The 16,497-nt window shown below is 50.6% G+C and carries 15 protein-coding genes and 1 pseudogene; 7 read left to right on the forward strand and 9 right to left on the reverse strand.

The features are described from left to right. Positions 1-45: 45 nt before the first annotated feature. Both M0644_RS00125 and M0644_RS00130 read left to right on the forward strand, forming a co-directional pair. Positions 46-1,521 carry a hypothetical protein gene (locus M0644_RS00125; protein WP_286626051.1) on the forward strand — a complete coding sequence of 492 codons (1,476 nt, stop codon included), beginning with the start codon at positions 46-48 and terminating at the stop codon, positions 1,519-1,521. Positions 1,522-1,562: 41 nt separating this feature from the next. Next, entirely contained in the window at positions 1,563-2,306 is a 744-nt protein-coding gene (locus M0644_RS00130; protein ID WP_286626053.1) for a hypothetical protein, read from the forward strand. Here M0644_RS00130 and M0644_RS00135 read toward each other — a convergent pair. From M0644_RS00135 to M0644_RS00155, 4 genes are all read right to left on the reverse strand, one after another. Further along, on the reverse strand, positions 2,303-3,445 hold the full coding sequence (locus M0644_RS00135) for a GNAT family N-acetyltransferase (protein WP_286626056.1): 1,143 nt from the start codon (positions 3,443-3,445) through the stop codon (positions 2,303-2,305). The genes M0644_RS00130 and M0644_RS00135 overlap by 4 nt on opposite strands. A 105-nt stretch (positions 3,446-3,550) precedes the next feature. Then, positions 3,551-3,847: a ferredoxin PetF1 gene (petF1, locus tag M0644_RS00140; protein WP_011056851.1), complete on the reverse strand. Its 297-nt coding sequence runs from the start codon at positions 3,845-3,847 to the stop codon at positions 3,551-3,553. A 198-nt stretch (positions 3,848-4,045) separates the two neighbouring features. Next, on the reverse strand, positions 4,046-7,426 hold the full coding sequence (locus M0644_RS00145; protein ID WP_286626063.1) for a glycosyltransferase: 3,381 nt from the start codon (positions 7,424-7,426) through the stop codon (positions 4,046-4,048). A 394-nt stretch (positions 7,427-7,820) separates the two neighbouring features. Next, positions 7,821-8,279, reverse strand: coding sequence for a type IV pilin-like G/H family protein (locus M0644_RS00155; protein ID WP_286626065.1), 459 nt, complete (start codon positions 8,277-8,279; stop codon positions 7,821-7,823). Positions 8,280-8,513: 234 nt separating this feature from the next. Here M0644_RS00155 and M0644_RS00160 point away from each other — a divergent pair, with 234 nt between their 5' ends. Next, positions 8,514-8,792, forward strand: a complete 279-nt coding sequence (locus M0644_RS00160; protein WP_286626067.1) for a hypothetical protein — start codon at positions 8,514-8,516, stop codon at positions 8,790-8,792. A gap of 111 nt (positions 8,793-8,903) precedes the next feature. Here the strand turns inward: M0644_RS00160 and psaC are convergent, their stop codons facing one another. After that, positions 8,904-9,149: a photosystem I iron-sulfur center protein PsaC gene (psaC, locus tag M0644_RS00165; protein WP_011056855.1), complete on the reverse strand. Its 246-nt coding sequence runs from the start codon at positions 9,147-9,149 to the stop codon at positions 8,904-8,906. 322 nt (positions 9,150-9,471) lie between these two features. Here psaC and M0644_RS00170 point away from each other — a divergent pair, with 322 nt between their 5' ends. Genes M0644_RS00170 through M0644_RS00180 form a run of 3 tightly spaced genes read left to right on the forward strand, consistent with a single transcriptional unit; the run spans position 9,472 to position 11,598 of the window. Next, positions 9,472-9,891 (forward strand): DUF4168 domain-containing protein, encoded by a 420-nt coding sequence (locus M0644_RS00170; protein WP_206200556.1) that lies wholly within the window; start codon positions 9,472-9,474, stop codon positions 9,889-9,891. A 4-nt stretch (positions 9,892-9,895) separates the two neighbouring features. Further along, complete coding sequence (locus tag M0644_RS00175) at positions 9,896-10,663, forward strand: glycosyltransferase (protein ID WP_286626071.1); 768 nt, start codon at positions 9,896-9,898, stop codon at positions 10,661-10,663. Continuing rightward, positions 10,618-11,598, forward strand: a complete 981-nt coding sequence (locus M0644_RS00180; RefSeq protein ID WP_286626072.1) for a glycosyltransferase family A protein — start codon at positions 10,618-10,620, stop codon at positions 11,596-11,598. The genes M0644_RS00175 and M0644_RS00180 overlap by 46 nt, the downstream gene beginning before the upstream one ends. Before the next feature lie 20 nt (positions 11,599-11,618). On the opposite strand, the pseudogene M0644_RS13095 reads toward M0644_RS00180, so the two are convergent. Beyond that, positions 11,619-11,755, reverse strand: a pseudogene (locus tag M0644_RS13095) (permease); the annotation flags it as partial. Between the two features lie 55 nt (positions 11,756-11,810). Further along, a complete protein-coding gene (locus M0644_RS00185) occupies positions 11,811-11,978 on the reverse strand; it encodes a metallothionein (RefSeq protein WP_206200560.1) in 168 nt (55 codons plus the stop codon). A 117-nt stretch (positions 11,979-12,095) separates the two neighbouring features. Here M0644_RS00185 and M0644_RS00190 point away from each other — a divergent pair, with 117 nt between their 5' ends. Further along, positions 12,096-12,488, forward strand: coding sequence for a helix-turn-helix transcriptional regulator (locus M0644_RS00190; RefSeq protein ID WP_286626074.1), 393 nt, complete (start codon positions 12,096-12,098; stop codon positions 12,486-12,488). Here the strand turns inward: M0644_RS00190 and M0644_RS00195 are convergent. Together M0644_RS00195 and M0644_RS00200 are read right to left on the reverse strand one after the other, a co-directional pair. After that, the gene (locus tag M0644_RS00195) at positions 12,462-12,935 is read right to left on the reverse strand and encodes a type IV pilin-like G/H family protein (RefSeq protein WP_286626075.1); all 474 of its coding nucleotides are present in this window, start codon (positions 12,933-12,935) and stop codon (positions 12,462-12,464) included. The two genes, M0644_RS00190 and M0644_RS00195, sit on opposite strands and share 27 nt — an antisense overlap. Positions 12,936-13,011: 76 nt before the next feature. Continuing rightward, positions 13,012-16,341, reverse strand: a complete 3,330-nt coding sequence (locus M0644_RS00200; RefSeq protein ID WP_286626076.1) for a tubulin-like doman-containing protein — start codon at positions 16,339-16,341, stop codon at positions 13,012-13,014. Positions 16,342-16,497 lie beyond the last annotated feature (156 nt).

Below are 16,497 nucleotides of genomic sequence, written 5' to 3' on the forward strand. Positions count from 1 at the left end.
CTACTATGTTGAGTAATTAAATTATTTTCACGTTGCCGATTTCGGATGAGTCTCTCGACCCGCAGTCCTGATCTTGAGGTGGAACAACTGCCGCAGTTATTGCAGGCAGCTCGGTCTCGTTATTTAGCCGGGGAGCGATCGCCCGCCGTCATCAAGCCCCTCTCTCAAGTCCTGCAAGCGGTTCTAGAGCGCAACATTGATAGCCATCTCAGCCAACGAGGGGGGTATCTCCAACGCTTAGTGGAAGCCTATTTTCGCCTTTTTCCCCGCTGCTTAGAACATCTCAGTCGCGAACAACTGCAGCAGCAGGCTGTTCACAAAACTGTGCTGCGCATAGTGCAAATTCCTGCCACCATCATTCAGGATGAGTACGATCGCCTCAATCGTGGCCAGTACAATCAACCCCTGAAGCAACTGGTGCTTGCCTTTAGTCGCCCAGTCCTAGCCAACCGCAATCCCTCCCCCGAACTGACAGAGGCCGAGTGTTTCCTCGCCTTCTTTATCCAGTGCCTACGTCAAGAACTCGGTGCAACGGTTCTCCTATCCCCCCAGTTTCGCCAAGAGTACCGCGATCTCCTGCGCACGGTCTGTCTGGGTAGCTCTGATCCCGAGCAATGCCAAAGTAACCTCACGGGCTGGCTCTGGGAAGCAATGAAGTCCTTTGACCCCCTCAAGCCCTTTGGTGCCACTGGTCATGGTCGTCCCACCTTTGAAGCATGGGTGCGCACGGTCATCAGCAATAAACTGGCGGATGAAAAACGCAAACTCCTCAAGCGCGAGGCCGATGAACTGCTCTTCTATGACAACCGCGCCCTGCAAGTCTTTCAAGATCGTTATCAAGCAGCACCCCCTGAGGTAAAACGGGAGATTGATCCCAAAGCCTGCGCTCAGTTGATTACGATTGTCCAAACGGAAATTACCGATCCCCGTATCCGTGCTTCGACGGCTCGCTTGCGCCAGCACATTGCCCAACTCTTGGGCTGGACGATCGAGTACACCCGCGACATTCATCAACAGGTGCGGCGTATTCTTGGACGTTATGTGCAGTCCACTCGCTCTCTGAACATTTGCTCCACCGACAGCAACCAAGAATGGATTGACAACTATCCCGATACCCGCACACTGCCAACCAGCAATGGCCAAGGGGTGGAGTGCATGGTGGAGTTTCTCAATGATCCGCAGACGCCGACATGGGTCAGGGATTGGTGTGAGCGTCGCCGTACCCAAGCGGAAATTGCCCGTGAACTCTTTGTCAGCCAGCCCACGATTTCTCGCTGCCTCGGTCGTGAATATCGCCTGTGGCTCTACCGTAAATTCTTTCAAGATCCCCAGATTCCGCAATGGATGAGGCGATGGTATGAAACCCAATCAATCCCCAGCCCCCATCAACGACGGCAAACCCGCCGTGAAATTCACCCTGACTATGCCCGTGGCCTCTGCACCGCAAAACAAATTGATGAGCAAATAGAGGCCAAACTTGCGCAGTGGTGTGAGCATAACGATATTTACTACCTTCCCTAGGCAGCCTCGCTTTTTCGTACTTGGTTTGGATGACGACGGCTATGACTTCCTTTTTGGCACCGACTGTTCCCATTCGTTCCCTGATATTGGATGCCGCCCATGGGGTGCTTCAGGGATGTCGTCCCAGTCGGCAACGGCAGGTTCTGCCCTATTTGGTTGCCCTCTACTCGTTCATAGACTGGTGGGAAAATGAGGGTGTTCCCAGTAAGCAGGATGATCTGGACGATCTGCCCGATGATCTGACCTTGAGTACCACTTGGTGTGAGCGGCCAGAGGTTCTTGACCTTGTGGACATTGCGGATCTCAACTTGGAAGGGGTGCAGTTATCTATCTATCCTGTCGAGGCGGGAGAGTCTGTGCGGATTCATTGCCCGACATTTTTGGGGGTGATCAACGCCGATTTGGCGGTTGCTGTTGGTTTGGATCGCGATCGCCGTCAGGCACAGATGCTGGGTTTTTGCGATCGCCAGACCCTTCTTGACTACTGGCAACACCATCCAGCGGATGCCCACGGCTATGGCACCTTCCCCCTAGAGCACCTGCAACCCATCTTCTACTTGCCCGAGCAAATTAGCTTCCTCAATCCACTGCCCCCCAGTACACCGCTGGCCACCAAGGGCAATACCTACGGTCAACCCCTCGAAACTCTGCCGCAGCTCACCCAGCGCACGGCTGTTGCTGAACCTGAACGGTTGCCCCTCGACAATGAAACCGCAATCCAACGCCTTTTACAAGCTCTCCAAGGCTACACTGAAACCTCGGAAATTTCCCTCTCCCAAGATTAGGATTGGGCTTCTGGGGGCGATGTGTTTTCGGGTGGGTGCTCGCGGTAGTAGGCCTGTGCTCCCTCTTTGGTATGAATCTGACCGGGTTGAGGGCGGCGATGGGTTTGCAGGCCTTGCAGCACTTCTGATAAGGTCAGGCCTTCCGGCAGGGGCGATCGCACTTCCCGCACCTTGTGCCACACCGAGCGCGACATCATTAAACTGCGGCGGATAGGTTCAGCCCAGCTTTCAAGGTAGGCTTCTCGCTCCCCTTGGTAATCCGTCGAAGACAGCAGTAGAGGTACGGGCGGATAGGCCTGCACCAAGCGAGCAATGTGGGTCAGTACCCCTGGATACAGATTTGTATAGGCAGGATGTACTGTTAAGTCTAGCCAGTGGGGCGTGTGTCCATCTTGGCTGGTATGGAGTGTATAGGAGGCGATCGCCACCTTCCGCTGTGGTTCAAACACATAAGCACGATGCACTTGTACCTGTTGCGACCAACTGGCCAAACCGTGGTGTAGCCAATCCAAAAGACTCGTTTGAAAGTCCCGATAGTGGCGATTAAAGACTTGGCGCACCAGTGCCGGCATCGACATCGTATCCAACTCATGCAGCAACCGTGCATCAGCATTCGTGACCTTCAGCAAATTAGGCAAGCAAGGCGTGCCCTGTGCCAGTTCTGCCAACTGATCCGCTGAAATTTGCCAGTAGGTGAGATGCGCCAAGGGTTGAAAGCCATTTTGGCGGTAGAGGTCTAGTGCTTCACGGTGGTCAATATTGATTTCAACCATCCAAGTACGGGCTTCCACAAGGGTACTAAAACAGTGGCGCAGGAGTTGTGTCCCCACCTCCGTAAACTCTTGGGCGGCCAATTGCTGCACCTGCCATGTGGTGCGACTTTCATTAAAGGGAGCCACTTGCACAACGCCTAACACTTGGTTGTCCCGCTCCGCGACATAAATCCGCAGCTTGCTCATCCCCGTTAGCCACTGCAATAGATGCAGCGGTGAGGTCATCAGGCCACCCGCCAAGGACGGCAGACCAAAGGGTTGATCATGTACCCCTTCATGGCACAGCCGCTGTTCCACCACCTCCACATCCCGATAGGCCAAGGGACGGATAATCAAATCACCAGTGGAGGGCAAGTCGGAAACCATCAGCCGGCACCAATCACTACTTCCATCTTAAGGACTCCGTCACCAAAATAAAGGGGCGCTGCCCCACGACAACCGCCCCAGCAAGATAAATTGTGCAAAATCGCCTTAGTAAAGTTCTTCCTCTTGGTTGGTGAGGATTTTACAATCAGAGCGGGGATAGGCGACACAGGTGAGCACAAAGCCCTTCTCGATTTGGTCATCATCCAAGAAGGATTGATCCGACTGATCCACTTCCCCTTCCAGCAGCTTGCCAGCACAGGTCGAGCAAGCACCAGCACGGCAGGAGAAGGGCAGGTCTAGGCCTTGCTCTTCAGCCACATCCAGAATGTACTCATCTTCGGGCACATCAATGGTTGTTTCGCTTCCATCAGGACGCACAAGCGTTACTTTGTAGGTTGCCATGAATCTTGTCCTCTCTTATATGGAAAAGGCAGGGAGCCATCACGCTCCAATTTAGATACTAGGGGAAAACCTCAGCCTTGATTGGCAACTGCAAACCCCTCCTTGTATCGTTTTCGTAATCTAAGGCTTCCAAGGTATCTGAAATACTTATAGACATTGAACTCTATGGAGAAAATTAAGCAAACTCGATGACTGGCTCTATTCTCCGACTCGATGGCGCGGGGGCACAACCAACTCCCCTGTCCGATACCGATTCACCATGGCCGTTAGGGCTTGCTCCATCTCACGGCTAAAGCGTTGGGGATTCCACAGGGGGGCATAGCGTTTAGCTTGCCGCAGTTTCCAGCTGACCTGCTGCCGCAGGTCTGGCTCCGTCCCGAAACGAATTCCCCAATTCACATACTCCTCATCATTGAAGGCAATCCCCTCCTCAACGCCAACATTTTTGAGGAAAGTGTAGGTGTGCCGTGCCACAAACTGCTGACCCACCTTCGTCACAATTGGCACCTCCATCCATAGCGCCTCTAGGCTCATTGCCCCCCCCACATAGGGATAGGTATCGAGTACTACATCTACATCGTAAAGATTGGCACGGTGGATCTCTGGCGGATTTGATGTCAAGAAATAGAGTTTGCTTAAATCAAATCCGGCAGCTTCAGCAACACTACGGCACCACTCCTCAAAGATGGGACTGCTACTGTGATATTTCACAATGAGTACAGCATTTGGCACCGCTTCAACAATGGCAAATTGCAGCTTGAGCATTTCGGGTTGAATTTTACTGGCTCGCTGGGCACAGAGAAAGATTACCGTATCGGCACTCAGCCCCAATTGATCGCGAATCCCAGTTTTGTTGGCCACCTCATAGCCATCAAGGGAGAGATAACAATCCGGCAGGCGCCACAGGGTTTCTGTGTACCATGCTTGCGCTCCCTCAGGCAGAATGTAAGGGTCAACAATAAAGTAATCTACTGTTGGCAAGCCAATGGCATCAAAGCCCACCCATGTCGCTTGTACAGGTGCTGGCTTGAGGGTGAGAACTTGATAGGTAAGGTCACTGGTGCAGCTATCTAAGTCAATGAGAACATCAATTTTATCGTCATAAATCTGCTGAGCAATCTCATTGACTTTTGTGTCACAACTGCGAAAGTAATCGAAACTAACTTGAAACCAGCGAGAAAGTTGGTCTTCCTTACTGGTACGAAACCATGGATTATAGCCATAAAATTCAAACTGCTGGCGATCGTACAACCGAATAAAGGCACGAACCTGATGACCCGCAGGATGCTCGTGAAAACAAGTGCCAATAAATCCAACTTTAATTTTCTCAGTAGATGAACTCTCTATAGAAGAATGTAAAGATAGTTGATGATTAGCATAGTAATTATTGACGGGTAGAAAGTACTGAGCATTTTCATAAAAGACTTTATTACGCCTGTTATAGATTGGTTTAATTTTAGAAGGTTCATCAAATTGATGTGTCAGATGAAAGTAAGAAGAGATAGCATAAAAGATGCTGCCAAAGTCAATTTGTTGACTGCTGATATTCTCTACAAGAAATTGATTACAGCGATCGACGTTCTCAAACCATCTCTTCCACAGATTTGCAACTTCTTCAGAATAATTGAGATCATACTTAAACGTTTGTAGCACGTGCAGTTTAGAAGTGGGGCTGACATCCTCCCCCAAAAGTGTCAGTGGATAATCAAAGAGCTTATTTGCACAGTAAAGTGCCAACTCATGTAACTTGCTCTTAGCACAAATACGGGAAATAAACTCGTACAATCCCCATTTTTCCTCAGCAATTTTTAGGCAAACCTCAGCTAGGGAAGGAGCTAGGCTAGCAGGATGATTATTGAGCATTTCAAACACTGCCTTCTCAAGCGCAGGTTGCAGTGATGGATATTGGCCTAGCGCTTTGATAAACTCAGGCAACCCCTCTAGCTCACTGCTGTAACCTACCAAGTGCTGCACTGTATTAACAACATCATTAGGGTTAATTTCCTCTAAGCCTTTATTTGGTGTCAATAAAGCAGTGAGTTGATGTAACAAGTGAGTAATTTCTTCTGTGCCAAATCGTAATTCAAGTGAGAGGTTTAGTAATTTCAACCCTATCTTGAAGTTAGGGGTAAATTCGTAGGCGTAGCTTGTGAGAGCAAATTGCAGCTCTGAGGTGTTGCAGGGTAAATTTGCAAGCTCCAATAAGATGGGTGCCCATGTTGCGGTAATTTCTACTTGCTCTTCTTCAGTAAAGTCACTGAGATACACTGACCACAGCAGCTGTGCCTCTGTCTCTTTGTCCTGAAAAATGTACGTGGCGCCTTGATAGGCAACCCAGTAGTGCTCTGCAGGAAACTGCTCGCTCAATGTCTCGCAGGCAGCTAGTACATCCTCATATCGTCGCTGTTCAAGATAATAGCGAAGTCGCTGCTGCCAGTTGCCCAACATTACCACAGACTCTGTCAACACCTGTTCTAGGAATGCTTCCCATTCGCGGGCACGAACTGACCATGTGCAGTGGCGATTGATGTAGTCCACTTGAGCACGGAGATGGGCATCGAGGGCGGCATGGGCTTGAGGGTCTTTAAACCGTTGAATCACCCGATCAAGCACGCGGCCATAGGCAGCCAGATAGTCCTCGTGGGGAAGAGGGATGAGGTCAGCAAAGCCCGCTGTTGTTTCAGGGAGGGCACCCAGTTCACTAGTAATGACGTAGCAACCGCTGGCCATAGCCTCCATTGCGGCAATGCAGGAGGTTTCAGCAAAGGTATTCGTATAGGCCCAAATGGCAGTGGATTTGAGGGCTTGAGCTAGTTCTGGTTGGGGGAGTGAGCCAATATAATTGACATTGGTCAAGTCATGGCAGCGTTGGTAGAGGTTTCCATACCGCTGTTGATCCTCAGCCTCGCTGGCTTGATAGACCTTCATGCTGGAATAGACATTGAGACGTACTGAGGGATGGCTCGCCTGCAGCGAAGGCATGAGATCAAGAAGTAGATTCAAACCGCGAAAGGGGGTACTCGTATAGGCCAGTGTCAAAGGTTGCGCCTTTGCCTTAAGGATAGATTCTGTAGGATCAAAAAGGTTTTCAAAACAAGGGGCAATGGCATTACGCAGGACAGCGGTTTTCTCAACAGGAATTTTGAATACTTCAATATATTGCTCTTGCTGCCATTGACTAATTAAGATAATCCGTTGATAGACCTCCTGATGTTCGGATGAATGTAAAGATTGAACATCAAGTTGATCGGCAGCGTGTTGTGTCCATAGTAATAGGGGAGTCTGGGGTGGCAACACTAAACGAAGCTGGTCAGCCGCAGCGGTACTATTCAAAATAATGGCCACATCAGGTTGCAGTTGCTCAAGGAATGGCAGCGTCAGCCAAGCTAGGGGCAGATGGGGAACCTGCCGAATACATTCAATGTGCCGCGTGTTATTGAAGAGCCAAACCTCGTGCCCTCGCTGTTGCAATTGCTCCGCCAGATAACACAACGCCGACTGTGACCCCCCTAAGGGAGCTTCATAGGGTGTGTTGAGTGTGTACTGCCAACCAATCCGATCAATAAAGAGAATGCGCATAGGAGCAGAGGGTAACTGACCAGACTAATTTTCTCTTAAGGTAGTAGTTTTTGGTGAAAAAAGCCAAGAATACCTCGTTTTAGCTCTAGTTTGGTTTGACTTAGTAAAGCCAACTTTGACTTAAAACTTAACTTAAGACTAATATAGCTATTCCAATCAAAAATGAGACATTATCCAGCACAATACTTGCGAATCTTCTCATCCATAGAACAGTTTGACCCCGCATACATCCGCACTTGCTTCAGCGCACTAAAGTCATGCTCAAGCACATTCAAAATAAAATCTAGATATAAATAAAAGGCCAAGAATACAGAATTCTTGGCACTTCAGGTTTGATCAGTAAAACTCTACAAAAAACTTAGGCAGTCCTACTGCATTGACCTAAGAAGGGCAGTTAGGAAGAAGGGCAGTCAGGAGCATTAGCACCGGTGCCTGTCACAATTGTAGAGGTCGTGATACCGTTGGCCACCGTCACACAACCTGTGACCCCTGTCCCTTGGTTGTCAATAGAGGTTGTTTTGGCGATAGCATGTGCCCCAGCATTAGTCGTAATTCCAGGCGTGTTGTATCCATCAGGTGTCGAGACCCCTAGCTTCAGGAGTGTGACATTAGGGGCAAACTCAGTGTTTTCTAGACGGTAGGCCTGTTGGGCACGGTTGATGGCACCGATCGTGTTCTTGGCGCTAGAGAGACGAGCTTTAGCGGCCTGGTTGAGCATGGAGGGCAGGGCAATGGCGGCCAAGATACCGATGATGATCACCACCACCAGCAGCTCAATGAGGGTGAACCCTTCGTTGGCTTTTTTCTTGGCCAGCAGGTGCTGGAGGAATTTTGCTTTCAGTTCGGTTTTCATATTTTTGAGACTCCTTAGGTCAAGACATATTCGCCTCTAGGCATAACATACCCACCCCCTGCAGCAAAATTAACACCCCTTCCAAAAAGTTTCCGATTTTTTCCTGCTACTACTGGAGTGCCCTCGGTAGGCGTCATTCCCAATCTGCTAAATTTGCGGTAGCTTGCTCCTGTGGTATCTTCGCATGGTGTGCAGTAGGCTAGTCTATAGTTATCAAGCCTGATCAGTCTCTTTATGAATAACCGTGGCAATGGCTTTGGCTGGGGATTTCTAGCAGGTGCCCTCTTTGGTGGCATTGCGGGTTCCCTTGTCACGCTTTTAGTTAAGGATCGATTGAGCGAAGCAATCACCAGTGACTCTGGGCGGCTGAAGGGGGATAAAACTGCTCCCCTCAATGGCAGTGATGACAACTTAATGGAGTCTATGCGCCTAGAGCTAGAGGCCAAAATTGCCCAAATCAATGAAGCGGTGGATGACCTGCAAAACCGCCTCAGCAACGAGGATCAGTCCTGAGCCGTAAGTGAGTATGGGTTGGTTGGTGCTGCAGACAACAAATAAAAGACTTGAGACGTAGGGATATTGCCTCAAGCCCAATCAAGAATTCGAGGAAGATTACACAGGGAACTAGTAGGCTAGGCCCATACTGCGGGTGGTTTCGGCACCCAGATAGACGCGAATACTCAAAAAGTCCGTCGGACAGGCCGTTTCACAGCGTTTGCAGCCAACGCAATCTTCCGTGCGGGGGGAGGAGGCAATTTGACCCGCTTTGCAACCATCCCAAGGCACCATTTCCAGCACATCGGTGGGGCAGGCCCGCACACACTGGGTGCAGCCAATGCAGGTATCGTAGATTTTGACAGTGTGAGCCATGGAATAACCGCTCCTAAAACGATCAGGATGACAGGTGGATGCCCTGCCGCCAACTCAGGAAGCCCCTAAGCTACGACAATAAGGGCAGTCTGGAGATAAATACCGAGATTTAGGATACCGCAGTGGTTGGTTGCGCGGCGGAGTGGATGGGCAAACTTCAAAGAATGTAACTTTTTTGTAAAGTCTGGTAAATTTACCTATTGTGGGATCAATCTTAGCCAAAACAGTTTTTACTCTGCGGTGCTTGCCTGCGTTGCGGAACTTGAAGGGGTTCTAGGGATTCCAAGTACAGTGTAGTCGGATGCGTTGTGTGTGGTGGTTCATGTCTTGGAAATGGTTGCCCCTTGCTGTGTGTAGTGCAGGTCTGCTGCTGGTGCCTGTGCCTTCACCTCATTCCTTGGCTCAGACTTCCCCGCGCACAGATGCGATCGCTCCGTGGGAGATCATGAACTATGCCCGCGTGGTTCTGGAAATTGAACCCATTCGTCAAAAATACTACCGTCAAGCTCAGGTGGCTTTCCAAGGTCAAGTGCCCCGCAATTCTTGCTTTGGCATGAATCCCCAAAATATCCCCAGTGGCTTGGAGACCATCTGTGCTAACTATGTGCGTGAGGCAATGCAGGTGCTGAGGAAATATAATATGTCTTTAGAGCAATTCAATGCGATTACACTGCGAGCACAGCAGGACAGCGCCTTGAGTCAGCGTATTCAGGCCGAGATGGTGCGATTGCAGCGACCTTGAACCCATGAAACCCACTCAACCAACTCTAAGTATTATTACTGCGACCTATAATGCTGAGGGACACCTGCCACGGTTGATTGCGTCGTTGATTGCTCAAACCGATCAAGACTTTGAGTGGGTCGTTGCCGATGGCGGCTCTACAGATCGCACTTTAGAGCTAATAGAAGCAGCAACAGCTGAACTCAAGGCAGTCGTTGTCGACTCGCGACCCGACTTTGGGATCTATGATGCCCTCAACCGTGCTATTCGCCTAGCCTCAGGAGACTATTATCTGGTGATGGGTGCAGATGACGAGCTCTTTCCTGAGGCAGTTGCCCAATACAAGATCGCTTGCGAGGAAACAGAGGCGGATTTTGTTACTGCTAACTATTACATAGGAGAGCGTGACATAGCGTCTGTTTGGCAGCCAACATGGGAATGGTTGAAGGGCATGCAGGCTCACGTAACTGGTCATGCTGTTGGCTTGGCAATTCGACGCACATTACATCAAAGGGTTGGTCAATACTCTCGCCATTTTCCTCTCCTAGCGGATCAGCTTTTTGTTATGCAAGCAATTCGTGCAGGGGCAAGGGTTGCTAGGAGAGATTTTATTGCTGGGCGTTTCCATCCCCATGGAACCAGTGGTAGCGATCTTTTGGGATCGATTGTTGAGCTGTATCGGGTTCAAGTTCGTTTAGGACACTCCCTCCTTGTCCAAACCTTGCTACTCTTTTATCGGATTATCAGATGTTGGCCCCGCATTCAACAACAGAGATCAAAATTTCTGTGGTAATTCCTTTGTATAACAAAGCTAGGCATATTGCTCATACGCTGAGGAGCGTTTTGCAGCAAACCAGCCCAGCAGCTGAGATTCTTGTGGTTGATGATGGGTCAACTGATGCTAGCGCTGAAATTGTTCGCGGCTTTTTGGATCAGGGTGTGCGTTTGATTCAACAGCCAAACCAAGGGGTGAGCGCCGCCCGTAATCGCGGATTACAGGAAGCCAGTTATCCCTACGTCGCATTTTTAGATGCTGATGATGAGTGGCTGCCCGAGCACTTGAGTACTCTTCAAGCATTAATCACGGAGTTTCCGCAAGCCGCTTTGTGGAGTACATTTTGTCTAATTCGGCAACATGGGGACTACTATTTGCCGCCAAGCGGGTTGCCATACGGCTGGCGAGGCATGGTGGAGCGGTTCTTTGAAGCCCATGCCCAAGGACTAAGCATTGTTAATTCCTCAACTGCTTGTGTTTGCAAGGAGGCGCTACTTTCTGTTGGGGGCTTCCCCGTGGGTGTCAAACTAAATGAGGACTACATCGCTTGGTGGCACTTGGGGTACCAATACCCTGTGGCTCATGCAGCAATAGTTACTGTTATCTATAACCAAGATGCAGAGAATCGCTGCAGTAAACTCCCTCAAGCTGCACTCCCTGCTTCATTACCCTTTTTAGTAGAGTTGTTACACTCTCAGCAAACTCCTTACCACCACCGCCGAGGGATTAAGGCCTGTTTTCGCCGAATTGCCATAGCCACATTGATAAACACCAAAATTAATGCAGAGATATTGGATACGAAAACTCTTCTTCGCCTCACATGGCGCAGTGGGTGCTATGAGTTGCTCCTAATCCTTCTTGTCCTTTATTTGTGTCCCAGAAGTTTTCTTGGGTTCCTTAAGCATAGACGCCATCGGCAACAGCGACAGCAGGCTAAGGATCTGTTAGGCTGAGATAGCATTAAATAAATAAGCAACCCAGCTTTAACAAAACCGATAAATAAAGGCACGGCAGAGCAAGAACAAAATGGTGTTACTGCTCCTAAACTTGCTGCTAAAATATGCCGCTTAATTTGCGTTTTCCCTCTAAATAAACTCTAACTTTTTCAGGTTCTAAGGTGGCAAAGGGCGGAGTTCCCCGCCCATTCAGCTAAAAATTGCGAACCTTAGCTACAGCCACAGCCTGTATGGCCACAGCCACCGCTTTCTTTGCAGGTACCGTTGGCACAGGCTTCGGAGCAGTAGGGTTTGCCCTCAACCATGATGGCCTCGCTGAGGGAGACAATGCAGAGGCAGTGGGGGCAGGCACATTTCATTTGGGTAACGGTTGTCATGGCTTTTTCTCCAAATGGGTGACACAAGGGAGGTATGCTTCACCTCTCCTTTAATATATCTGAACAGTTGTTCAAACGTCAATTAGTTAGCACCTGATCAACGCCTATGATGGAAGTATGAATACTAAAATTTTTGCTCCTTCTCATCCTCATCATCCAGAGGCTTTGGCACGAGCCAGCGATCGCCTGCTCTCCACGGAGAAAGCCCAACGGATGGCGCAATTTTTTGGCCTGCTAGCCGATGCCAACCGACTGCGGATTGTCGCCTTGCTCGCCCAAGGGGAGTTTTGTGTTGGCGATATTGCCGTGGCACTGGAAATGAGCGAGTCTGCCGTCTCCCATCAATTGCGGATGCTTAAGGCCATGCGACTGGTCAAGTTTCGTCGCCAAGGGCGGCATATCTTTTATCAATTGCTAGATCACCATGTCCTCGCTCTTTATGAGGCGGTCGCAGAACACTTAGATGAAGACGCATCAGACACTTCAGGGAGTGGGAACGGGGCAAGATGAGGGTGAGGCAATTCCTGAACCAGCGGGGGCAGCTTCTAAAATTTGGGTTGTGGTTAGTGTTGTAAACGTAGCATAGGTGCAGCCCGTAAATGCTTTCAATTCTGAACGCTCAGGGGTGGCTCGGAATTCAGCATAGTTACTATTCGCAGCGGTGATTGCGTAATCATAGTCGGGCGTATCACTAAAGCCGATTTGTAAACTTGCGATGTCAGTGGTGAATGTGGGATTGGCCAAACGGTAGGCCTGTTGCGCACGGTTGACCGCACCAACGTTTGTTTTGGCTTGGGATTCGCGGGCTTTTGTAGCTTGATTTAACATGGAGGGGAGGGCGATCGCCGCCAAAATCGCAATAATAATGACAACGACGAGCAGTTCAATCAGGGTAAGGCCTTTCGAGAGGATGAGCGATCGGTAGAACCAAGGCAAATTAAGACGGTAAGGAGACATAGGGCGACTCTCAGGTTAGACTCGTCTTCACTCTCAAGTGTTCCCACAGATCTCTGTGAAATTACAGGGAGCTCCTCTATAGCCCCAGTAGTTTTTTCTTGGCCGCTTGGAACTCCGCTTCTGAGAGTAGCCCCTGCTGATACATGGCCATGAGTTGTTGCAGTTGCTCTAAGCCAGAGGAACTCGCCGAAGCACTGGTTTCAGGTGTTGGTTCGGGTTGCGATGGAGGTGGTTCAGGAGCAGGGGACGTTGGTGTGGGGCTAGGGGCTGGTGTGCCTTGAGCCAATTGATAGGTTTGGATCACCTCTTGGAGAATGGCGGCTTCTCGCTTATATTCAAGGCTGTCGCGTCCCCCAGCTTTGTGGAGTTCTTCCTCGCGTCGCTTCAAGTAGTTCAGTAGATGCTCATAGAGGGCTTGCTTTTCTGCTGGGGTTTCGGCTGCTTTGAGAATGACGGTCACTTGGCGCTGAATTTCCTCTAAGTCGGGACGGCAGGCCAACACCTCTAGGACTTGGGTCACTTCCTCCCAGTTGGCGGCAATGTCCACATCTTCAAGACCAACGGCGGTATGGCGGGTGTAGCGGATGGTGGCTTCGCGGGTGGCGCGGTTTTCTGCTTGTTTGAGGACATCAAGGGCGCGAGCAATCACCACCAGTTTTAGAATTTGGGGGTTTTCTGGAAAGACATCCCAGAAGGGGGGATCCTTTTGCAGATGTACGGGGATGGGCAAATCGCGGTTTTCGCCCCGCAGGCGGGCGCGTTTGGCGGTAATCATTTGGCCTCGCCAATCTTGGTAGGACTGGCGCAGTTCGGGCATGCCCTCAATACAGCGTAGGGAAAAGCCCCCCATCTCTTGGACAAAGACAATGCGGTGGCGTTCGCGATCGCCCAAGGGCTTGATGTCATCACTGGTAATGCTCTGGCCATTCGGTTTGACGAGGTTCTTGAGCAGGGGAATCAGTTTTTTGGCAGCCAAATCAGCCGTATTTTCACCGCCAACAATGGCAATATTGGTATTCACTGAAGGAGTAAAGCCAGCATCACGACCACTCATGACCGCTTGGGAGAGCAATAGCAGTGGCTTTGATTTTTGGTAAGCCATGCGCAGGGCATTGAGGATCTCCGCTTCATCATTGCGATAGAACTGCAACAGGCGATCGCAGGCGGTGAGATCCCGCACAAGGCGGCTCTCTTCTGGGGCATTTTGCACGGTGCGCCGTACGGTTTCTTGGATAATCTCCCGCAGGTCACTTTCTTGGACATCCGCTAGTTGTGCCAAATCCAAGAGACGCATCACCTCATTGGCGGCGCGGGTTTCCTTCCAGAGGGGACTGGCCTCCTGCAACACCGTTGCTGCCGTTGTGGTACAGAGTTGGTTTAGACCAATGGCAAATGTGGACTGCACCCCGGTATTGGCACCCGCATAGCGTTCCACCAAGTCTTGATAGAGGCCATTGAGTTCTTGGCGATCGTAGAGCTTCACCCCATTGATTCGCAGGGCATCGGCACTATCCGCTTGACTATCGGCCATCGCCTTGAAACTATCCCGTAAATTGAGGAGCCGCTGGTTGAGCTTGGCAAGACGTGCCTCCATCCCTTGCAGCCATTCCTCTAGTTTGTCCATCACCTCCTTGGCCAGAAAGCGGGCTTTAGCTTGAATGATGGCATTGAAACTGCCCTCAATGCCTTCTAGAGCCTGCTGGCAGAATTCCTCCATTTTCGCTTGCTTGGAGATGCCAAAGAGAGTGCTAAAGTGCTGGATATCCTGCAGGGCATTTTCGTATTGCCGCTGACGATTGGTGATATTGGGTTGCCAAGTTTGCTGAATTTCGCGGTCATATTTTTCCTTCTGACTGACAAAAATTTGGCGAATTTGCAGCAGAAAGGCATTGGCAAACTTGGGTCCGCGATTGCGATCTTCAACAATGCGGTAGAACTCCTCCTCAAGACTTTGGCGAGCCTGCTGGATAATTTGATTGCGGTTGTCGTACATGCGCTGCAAAAAGTCACCGTGGAGACGCTCATCGGGGCTAAGTTCGCGCAAGTGGGCAGCACGGTAATTGTCCACCTGTTCACTCAGCCAAGGCACAAATTGCAAAATTTTGCCTCTTTCGGCACCAATCATGCCCCCTACCCCCTGTTGGGTACATTCAAGGCGGTTTTCACGGCTAATTTGATTGCGTAGATCGTTAACCCAGCGGGAAATTTCCTGCATGTAGGGGCGATCGCCCGCTGCTGCTAAGGCCAGTACCAAATCCACATCCAGCAAGTTCATGGGTTTCAGGAGACTCTGGGTCACCTCTAAAAGCTGGGGTGGCAATTGCACCGATTCGTTCAGCCACCAGTGAATAAAGTCTTGGCAAAGGCGATAGGTCAAGGAGGCGCGAATTTGGGCAATGGGAATTTCGACACTGGAGAGGCCAAAGGCCATAAAGCTCTTGGGATAGCCCCGCCCCCCGGCATCCTGAGAGGCCCAAGCCGCCTTAATGTTGTCGCGAATCGAGCGTTTGTGGGGGGCAAAGTCAGAAGTGAGATCCAAAAAGATATTTTGGGCAATCATCTCGCGGATCTCATCGAGCTTGAATTCATTCTCGCCATTTTTGGTGCCCACGAGGTAGGTAAAGTCAAAGGGAGGACAGTTGTAGCGCACTTCGTCGCTGAGGCTGCTACTAAATTGCGCCACGTACTCGGTGCGGTAGTCGGCAAAGTAACTGAGTTCCATGAGGGCGGCATAGCCATTGGCCAGCACGCGATCGCCGACACTAATGGCCGCAAAGGCATTGGGCATGGGCACAATTCCCGTGACGAGAGGACTCGACTGCCCCTTGAGCCAATGGCGGACACAATAGCCGAGGTCAATGAGCATACCGCTACCCGTGCCCCCAGAGAGGGAACCTGTAATAAAGACATTGAGGCTACTATTGTTGACCTTGAGGCCATAGCGGCTTTGCATATAACTTTCGTGGCCTTTAACGCGATCGCTGGCCGCTTGGAACTTTTGTTGAATCGCATGGTAGTTGCAAAAGAAGGCAAACCGACCACAGGCACGGATTTGACCCGCCCCAGCCTCTAGGGCGGTAATGTTGCGCTCCAGTTCCTTGGGAAACCAAGAGGCAATCCACGGGTAGTTGTCGAGGTTTTGAATGATTTGCTGCACGTTTTTGCCACTGACACTGGCCCAGTGCTTTTCGTTGTCCTTGAGGGGAGAGCCAGCGGCGAGGGGGTTACTCACTTTGTAGTCGCGATCGGTGTCAATGGCGAGGAAGCTAATCACGGGAAACTGCTTCAGGCTGCCGTAGGTTTCTTCCACCAGTCGCCGCACCCGCGATAGCACCTCAATGCCTGTACCTCCCACGCCAACAATTACTGTCGGAACAATCGACTTTTCCTCCACCTGTGCAGGCATGATTCCCGTCTCCGTGACCAGTCATCCCCATCCTAGCAAGGATGTCCGCCAAGTCTGGAGTGGCCTGTCCATGAATACCATCCCTCAGGAGAGCAGAGGACCGTGGTAGTAGGAGACTCATTGACTGGGAACTGGTGCGAATCCTCTCACGGCAGT

The sequence above is a fragment of the Thermosynechococcus sp. B1 genome (genome assembly GCF_030322985.1).
GTDB lineage: Bacteria > Cyanobacteriota > Cyanobacteriia > Thermosynechococcales > Thermosynechococcaceae > Thermosynechococcus.